Source organism: Roseovarius sp., from assembly GCF_965228755.1.
Taxonomy (GTDB): Bacteria; Pseudomonadota; Alphaproteobacteria; order Rhodobacterales; family Rhodobacteraceae; genus Roseovarius.
On the sequence record NZ_CBDDIG010000010.1, the window covers coordinates 36112 to 43167 of the forward strand.

Sequence of the window (7056 nt, forward strand, 5' to 3'; positions counted from 1 at the left end):
ACGGGACGCGCTGCCGCTGCGGCAAGAGGGGCGATGCGATGCGTGGCAGATTACCGCACAGAATTTGCAGTTTCTGCCCGATGTCACCTGCAAACTTTTGCAAAGTTTAAAAAATTTTCAACCGAGATGGTTTTTCGCGGTCGGTTTGCAAAAGTTTGCAGAACCGGGGCGGAGAATCATCTACCCGGCACCCTGCCATCCCGAGGGGGCGGTTTACCACGTCCGGCGCGGCGTTGCGCGGAAAGGCGGCCAACGTACGGAGGTTTTTCGCTCAGGGTGAATTTCGACATCGGCGATGTCGAAAACATATCAGAATCGCGGGCGGCGCGGGCCTATTTTCGGGCTACGGTCCGGCGCGGTGCCGGGCCGATCATCACAGGGTGCTGTTGCCATGGGCGACAAGAAACAAAAGCCGGCCAAACCCGGCACGAAACCGACGAACAAGTAATCTTCCCAGATCCCCATCTCGACGCCGCAGCGCAGCCCCTGCGCTGCGGCACCTCGTTATTGCGCAAGCCTTTCAGGTGTCGTAGCCGCCCTCTTCCCATGGCGGAAAGAACATCAACGTATGCCCCGGCAGCAGGTCGACCAGAGGCGGATCATCAGGCGCGACCTCTTCGGTGCGGATGGCCGCGCCGAAGATATGGCCGTCATGCCGGATCGAGAACGGTTGCACCCTGATATCCCCGAACGAATGCGGCCCTAGCCAGCGGATATGTGCGGCGAGACGGGCCTCCCACTCGGCGGTGTCGATCTCGTCTCGCGGACCCAGCCTTTCGATCTTGCAGAAGGTGAACTGGCCATCCGCCGCGAAGCGGTAGGTGCAGAGGTAATCCACGGGTGCGCCGTCTTCCGTCACGAACTGGCTGTCTATCCAGAACAGCGAGCCGTCCTTGCAGGCGCCGATGCGTTTCAGGTGATGGTCGTCGCGATAGAGGTGCAGCATGAACTCCGACATGGACGATCAACCGTAATGCGCGACCGGCGTGCCCGCGATGGCCGCCATGTTGAGCAGGCCGCGCGCCGTGACGCCGGCGGTGACGATATGGGCGCGGTTACCCATGCCCATCAGGATCGGCCCCACTTCGAGCCCGCCGGTCTTGGCCTTGAGGATGTTGCGCACGCCCGAGGCCGCGTCGGAGTTCGAGAAGATCAGGATGTTGGCCGCCCCTTCGAGCCGGTTGTCGGGCAGGAGGCGTTCGCGCAGTTCGGCGCTGAGCGCGGTGTCGACGTTCATTTCCCCTTCATAGGCGAAATCGCGCGGCTTGCTGTCGAGCAGGTCGAGCGTGGCGCGCAGGCGTTTGCCGGAATCGCTGCCCTGGTTGCCGAACTGGGATTGCGAGCAGAGGGCGATCTTGGGCTCGATCCCGAAGCGGCGCACGTGGCGGGCGGCGCCGATGGCGATCTCGGCCAGTTGCTCGGGCGTGGGGAAGACGTTGACATGGGTGTCGGCGATGAAGAGCGGGCCATCTTCGAGGATAATCATCGAGAGCGCGCCCTGGGGGTGGCAATCGTCGGAGCAGAGCACCTGCGAGATGTAGTTCAGGTGCCAGTGGTATTCGCCGAACGTGCCGCAGATCAGGCTGTCGGCCTCGTCCCGGTGGACCATGACGGCGCCGATGGCGGTGGTGTTGGTGCGCATGATTGCCTTGGCGAGATCGGGCGAGACGCCGCGACGCTTCATCAGGGCGTGGTAGCTGCCCCAGTAATCGCGGTAGCGGGGGTCGTTCTCCGGGTTGACGATGTTGAAGTCGCGCTCGGGCCGGATCTCGAGGCCGAGGCGTTCGCAGCGGGTGGTGATCACCTCGGGGCGGCCGATCAGGATGGGCTGTTCGGTGGTCTCCTCTAGAATGGCCTGGGCGGCGCGGAGGACACGTTCGTCTTCGCCCTCGGCAAAGACGATGCGGCGCGAGGCGGTGCGGGCGGCCTCGAAGACCGGGCGCATGAGCAGGGCGGACTTGTAGACGCTGGCATCGAGCCGGTGCTTGTAGGCGTCGAGATCGTCGAGCGGGCGGGCGGCGACGCCGGTTTCCATGGCCGCGCGGGCGACGGAGGTGGAGACGATGCCCGAAAGGCGCGGGTCGAAGGGTTTGGGGATCAGGTAGTCGGCGCCGAAGGTGAGTTGTTCGCCCTTGTAGGCGGCCGCGGCTTCGGCCGAGGTGGTGTGGCGGGCGAGTTCCGCGATGCCCTCGACGCAGGCGATCTGCATCTCGTCGTTGATCTCGGTCGCGCCCACGTCGAGCGCGCCTCGGAAGATGAAGGGGAAGCAGAGGACGTTGTTGACCTGGTTGGGGAAATCGCTGCGGCCGGTGGCGATGATGGCCTTGGGCGCGACCTCGCGGGCGACGTCGGGCATGATCTCGGGCGTGGGGTTGGCCAGCGCGAAGATGATCGGGCGGTCGGCCATTTTCGCCACGTGTTCGGGCTTGAGCACGTTGGGGCCGGAGAGGCCGAGGAAGAGGTCGGCGCCGTCCATCACGTCGTCGAGCGTGCGCAGGTCGGTTGCCTGGGCGAAGGCCGCTTTCTGGGGGTTCATGTCGACCTCGCGGCCTTCGTACACGAGGCCGTGGATGTCGCAGAGCCAGACGTTTTCGCGCTTCACCCCCAGTTTGAGCAGGAGGTTGAGACAGGCGATGCCGGCCGCGCCGCCGCCGGTGGAGACGATCTTGATCTCCTCGAAGGATTTGCCGGCGACGTGCAAAGCGTTGCGGGCGGCGGCGCCGACCACGATGGCGGTGCCGTGCTGGTCGTCGTGAAAGACGGGGATGTTCATCCGCTCGCGGCAGATCTTCTCGACGATGAAACAGTCGGGCGCCTTGATGTCTTCGAGGTTGATGGCGCCGAAGGTGGGCTCGAGCGCGCAGACGATTTCGGCCAGGCGCTCGGGGTCGGATTCGTTCACCTCGATATCGAAACAGTCGATATTGGCGAATTTCTTGAAGAGCACCGCCTTGCCCTCCATCACCGGTTTGGAGGCGAGCGCGCCGATATTGCCGAGGCCGAGCACGGCGGTGCCGTTGGAGACCACGCCGACGAGGTTGGCGCGGGAGGTGTAGAGGCTGGCGGCCTTCTCGTCGCCCTTGATTTCAAGGCAGGCCTCGGCCACGCCGGGGGAGTAGGCGAGCGACAGGTCGCGGCCGTTGGCGAGCGGCTTGGTGGCTCGGATCTCGAGCTTGCCGGGCTTGGGGAACTGGTGATAGGCCAGCGCCGCCTGGGTCTGGGCGTCCTTGGGGTTGTCGGTCATTCTGGTCCCTCCCGCGATTTGGTTTAGTGCTAAACCATTTCCTGCGGCGCGCAAGCCGTTGCCTTCCGGCGCGGCAATTCGCGCAGCGTCAGCTTGCATATCGGGTTCATGGCGCGCAATCTTTATCTGGCCGGTGCGCCGGCGGAACGGGAGAGGATTGCCAGATGTCGTTGATCGAGGAGGCCGCGAAGGTGCGGGAGAAAGCCTATGCGCCCTATTCCGGGTTCAAGGTGGGCGCGGCGATCCGGAGCGGGTCGGGCCGGGTGTTCGTGGGCTGCAATGTCGAGAACGTGGCCTATCCGGAGGGGACATGCGCCGAGGCCGGGGCGATTGCCGCGATGGTGGCGGCGGGCGAGGGCGAGATCGCCGAGGTGGCGGTGATCGCCGACAGCCCGGCGCCGGTGACGCCCTGCGGCGGGTGCCGGCAGAAGCTGGCGGAGTTCGGTGCGGCCGATGTCAGGGTGACGATGGCGACGGTGGCGGGGGTCGAGAAGACCGTGACGCTGGCGGAGTTGCTGCCCCTGGCGTTCGAGCAGGCCCATATGGCGAAAGACTGACAGGTTGGATGCGCGTGCGATCATTGCCGCCCTGCGGGACGGGCGGGGCGCCTCGGCGGAGGAGATGGCGTGGTTTGCCGACGGGTTGGCGAGCGGGCATGTGAGCGATGCGCAGGCCGGGGCGTTTGCCATGGCGGTGCTGCTGAAGGGGCTGAGGCCCGAGGAACGGACGGCGCTGACGCTGGCGATGCGGGACAGTGGCGAGACGTTGCGGTGGCGGCTGGACGGGCCGGTGATCGACAAGCATTCGACCGGCGGGGTGGGGGATTGCGTGAGCCTTGTGCTGGCGCCGGCGCTGGCGGCGTGCGGGGCGTTCGTGCCGATGATCTCGGGCCGGGGCTTGGGCCATACCGGCGGGACGCTCGACAAGCTGGAGGCGATCCCGGGGCTGCGGACCGACATGAGCGAGGCGCAGCTTTACCAAATCGTTAACGCCGCGGGGTGCGCGATTGTCGGCGCGACGGGGCAGGTGGCGCCCGCGGACCGGCGGCTTTACGCGATCCGCGACGTGACCGCGACGGTGGAGAGCCTCGACCTGATCACCGCGTCGATCCTGTCGAAGAAGCTGGCCGCCGGGCTGGATGGCCTCGTGCTGGACGTGAAACTTGGCAGCGGGGCGTTCATGAAAGGTAAAGAGGACGCCCGCGCGCTGGCAGAGGCGCTGGTCGAGACGTCGAATGCTGCTGGATGCCGGACGAGCGCGGTGATTTCCGACATGAACCAGCCGCTGGCGCCGGCGCTGGGCAACGGGCTGGAAGTGGCCTGTGCCATGCGGGTGCTGACCGGGCAGGAGACCGGGCCGCTAGCGGAGCTGTGCGCCGTGCTGGGCGGGCTGGCGCTGGCCGGGGCGGGGCTGGCGAAGGACGAGGGCGAGGGTGCGGAGAAGATCCGCGCGTCGCTGGCCGACGGGCGTGCGGCGGAGCGGTTCGGCCGGATGGTTGGCGCGATGGGCGGGCCGGTGGGGTTCGTCGAGCGCTGGGCCTGGTTCTTGCCCGAGGCGACCGTGATCCGGGAGTTCAAGGCCGAGCGGGCCGGGTACGTCGCTGCCATGGATGGCGAGGCGATGGGGCTTGCCGTGATCGAGCTGGGTGGTGGCCGGCAGGTGGAAAGCGACGTGATCGAGCCGAGCGTGGGGCTGTCGGATATTCTGCCTCTGGGCGCGGAGGTGGAGGCGGGCCAGCCGCTGCTGCGCATCCATGCGGCACGGGCCGAACATGCCGACCGGGCGGAGGCGATCCTGCGGCGGGCGATCACCGTGGGCGAGGTCGCGCCGGAGCTGCCGCCGCTGGTGCATGAGAGGGTCGGCTGATGGCGCGGGTGTTCCTGATCGTGATGGATTCCGTGGGCATCGGCGGGGCGCCGGATGCGGGCGAGTACCTGAACGCGGGCGAACCGGATACGGGGTCGAACACCGTGGCGCATATCGCGCAGGCGCGGGCCGGGCTGAAGATGCCGGTGCTGGACAGGCTGGGGCTGGGCGCGGCTGTGAAGCTTGCGTCGGGCAAGATGGCGCCGGGGCTGGGGGCCGTGCCGGAGGGGCTGTGGGGCGCGGCGAGCGAGGTGTCGAAGGGGAAGGACACGACCTCGGGGCATTGGGAGCTGGCCGGGCTGCCGGTGCCGTTCGACTGGCATTACTTTCCCGACGCCGAGCCGGCCTTTCCGGAGGAGATCACCGAGGCGGTGAAGCGGCTGGCGGGGACGGAGGGCGTGCTGGGCAATCGCCATGCTTCGGGCACGGTGATCCTCGAGGAACTGGGCGAGGCGCATATGCGGACGGGCTGGCCGATCTGCTATACCTCGGCCGACAGCGTGTTCCAGATTGCCGCGCATGAAGAGGTTTTCGGGCGCGAGCGCCTGCTGACGCTCTGTCGCGAGATCGCGCCGATGCTGCACGAGATGCGGGTGGGCCGGGTGATCGCCCGGCCGTTCACCGGCGATGCCGAAAGCGGCTTCCGGCGCACCGGGTATCGCCGGGATTTCGCCATGGCGCCGCCGGGCTGGACGCTGTGCGACCGGGTGCGGGCCGGTGGTGGCAAGGTTCATGCGATCGGCAAGATCGGCGATATCTTCTCGATGCAGGGGATCACCGACGTGGCCAAGGGCACCGATGCGGAGCTGATGGGGCACCTGGCCGATGCGCTGGAGACGGCGGAGGACGGGAGCCTGACATTCGCCAATTTCGTGGAGTTCGACGCGGTCTATGGCCACCGGCGCGACGTGGAGGGCTATGCCGCCGCGCTGGAATGGTTCGACGGAAAGATCGGGGAATTGCTGCCGCGGCTGGGGGAGGGGGACGTGATGATCCTGACCGCGGATCACGGCAATGACCCGACATGGCCCGGCACCGATCATACGCGCGAGCGGGTGCCGGTGCTGGTGGCGGGGGCCGGGACGGGCGCGCTGGGGCTGGTGGGGTTCGTCGACGTGGCCGCGAGCGTGGCGGCGTGGCTGGGCCTCGAGGATGGCGGGCCGGGGCGCAGTTTTCTGACCCCGCCGGAGGGCTGAACGCGGCATCCGGCGTTGCCCTCGGGGCGCGATTGCGGGAAAAGGCGGGGCAGACAGCCTGAGAGGAGCCGGAGATGAAAGAGCACCTGACCGTCGTGAAACACCCGCTGGTGCAGCACAAGCTGACATTGATGCGGGAGAAGACCACATCCACGGCCGTGTTCCGGCAGCTTCTGCGCGAGATCAGCCAGTTGCTGGCCTACGAGGTGACTCACCAGCTGCCGATGACGACGCGGCGGATCGAGACCCCGCTGGAGGAGATGGACGCGCCGGTGCTGGACGGGCGCAAGCTGGCGCTGATCTCGATCCTGCGGGCGGGGAACGGCCTTCTGGACGGGATGCTGGAGCTGATTCCCTCGGCCCGGGTGGGGTTCGTGGGCCTCTATCGCGACGAGGAGACGCTGCAGCCGGTGCAGTACTATTTCAAGGTGCCCGAACTGCTGGACGAGCGGCTGTCGATCGTTGTCGACCCGATGCTGGCGACCGGCAATTCCTCGGCCGCGGCGGTGGACCTCGTGAAGAAGGCCGGCGCGAAGGACATCCGATTCCTATGCCTGCTGGCCGCGCCGGAGGGTGTGGCTCGGATGAAGGAGGCGCATCCGGACGTGCCGATCGTGACCGCGTCGCTGGACGAGCGGCTGAACGAGCTGGGGTATATCCTGCCGGGGCTGGGGGACGCGGGCGACCGCATGTTCGGCACGCAGTAAGGGAAACCTGTTTACTCACATCATATTATAAGGCAATCTCGAC

General features: G+C 67.1%; 6 protein-coding genes. 4 read left to right on the forward strand and 2 right to left on the reverse strand.

What is annotated here, in order from left to right; genetic code table 11:
* Nucleotides 1-520: 520 nt before the first annotated feature.
* The gene (locus tag ACO07J_RS18020) at nt 521-958 is read right to left on the reverse strand and encodes a hypothetical protein (RefSeq protein WP_422031509.1); all 438 of its coding nucleotides are present in this window, start codon (nt 956-958) and stop codon (nt 521-523) included.
* A 6-nt stretch (nt 959-964) separates the two neighbouring features.
* Complete coding sequence (locus ACO07J_RS18025) at nt 965-3244, reverse strand: NADP-dependent malic enzyme (protein ID WP_422031511.1); 2280 nt, start codon at nt 3242-3244, stop codon at nt 965-967.
* 164 nt (nt 3245-3408) lie between these two features.
* On the opposite strand from ACO07J_RS18025, the gene ACO07J_RS18030 reads away from it, so the two are divergent.
* From ACO07J_RS18030 to upp, 4 genes are all read left to right on the forward strand, one after another.
* On the forward strand, nt 3409-3801 hold the full coding sequence (locus ACO07J_RS18030; RefSeq protein ID WP_422031513.1) for a cytidine deaminase: 393 nt from the start codon (nt 3409-3411) through the stop codon (nt 3799-3801).
* A 4-nt stretch (nt 3802-3805) separates the two neighbouring features.
* Nucleotides 3806-5110: a thymidine phosphorylase gene (locus ACO07J_RS18035; RefSeq protein ID WP_422031515.1), complete on the forward strand. Its 1305-nt coding sequence runs from the start codon at nt 3806-3808 to the stop codon at nt 5108-5110.
* Nucleotides 5110-6306 (forward strand): phosphopentomutase, encoded by a 1197-nt coding sequence (locus tag ACO07J_RS18040; protein WP_422031517.1) that lies wholly within the window; start codon nt 5110-5112, stop codon nt 6304-6306. Before ACO07J_RS18035 ends, ACO07J_RS18040 begins: the two co-directional genes overlap by 1 nt.
* Nucleotides 6307-6380: 74 nt before the next feature.
* Nucleotides 6381-7013: a uracil phosphoribosyltransferase gene (gene upp, locus ACO07J_RS18045; RefSeq protein WP_422031519.1), complete on the forward strand. Its 633-nt coding sequence runs from the start codon at nt 6381-6383 to the stop codon at nt 7011-7013.
* Nucleotides 7014-7056: the final 43 nt, after the last annotated feature.

Excerpts from the sequence above, each read along its gene's own strand:
- ACO07J_RS18030 (WP_422031513.1), top strand. The coding sequence starts at position 3,409 with ATGTCGTTGATCGAGGAGGCCGCGAAGGTGCGGGAGAAAGCCTATGCG.
- ACO07J_RS18040 (WP_422031517.1), top strand. The coding sequence starts at position 5,110 with ATGGCGCGGGTGTTCCTGATCGTGATGGATTCCGTGGGCATCGGCGGG.
- upp (WP_422031519.1), top strand. The coding sequence starts at position 6,381 with ATGAAAGAGCACCTGACCGTCGTGAAACACCCGCTGGTGCAGCACAAG.
- ACO07J_RS18025 (WP_422031511.1), bottom strand. The coding sequence starts at position 3,244 with ATGACCGACAACCCCAAGGACGCCCAGACCCAGGCGGCGCTGGCCTAT.
- ACO07J_RS18020 (WP_422031509.1), bottom strand. The coding sequence starts at position 958 with ATGTCGGAGTTCATGCTGCACCTCTATCGCGACGACCATCACCTGAAA.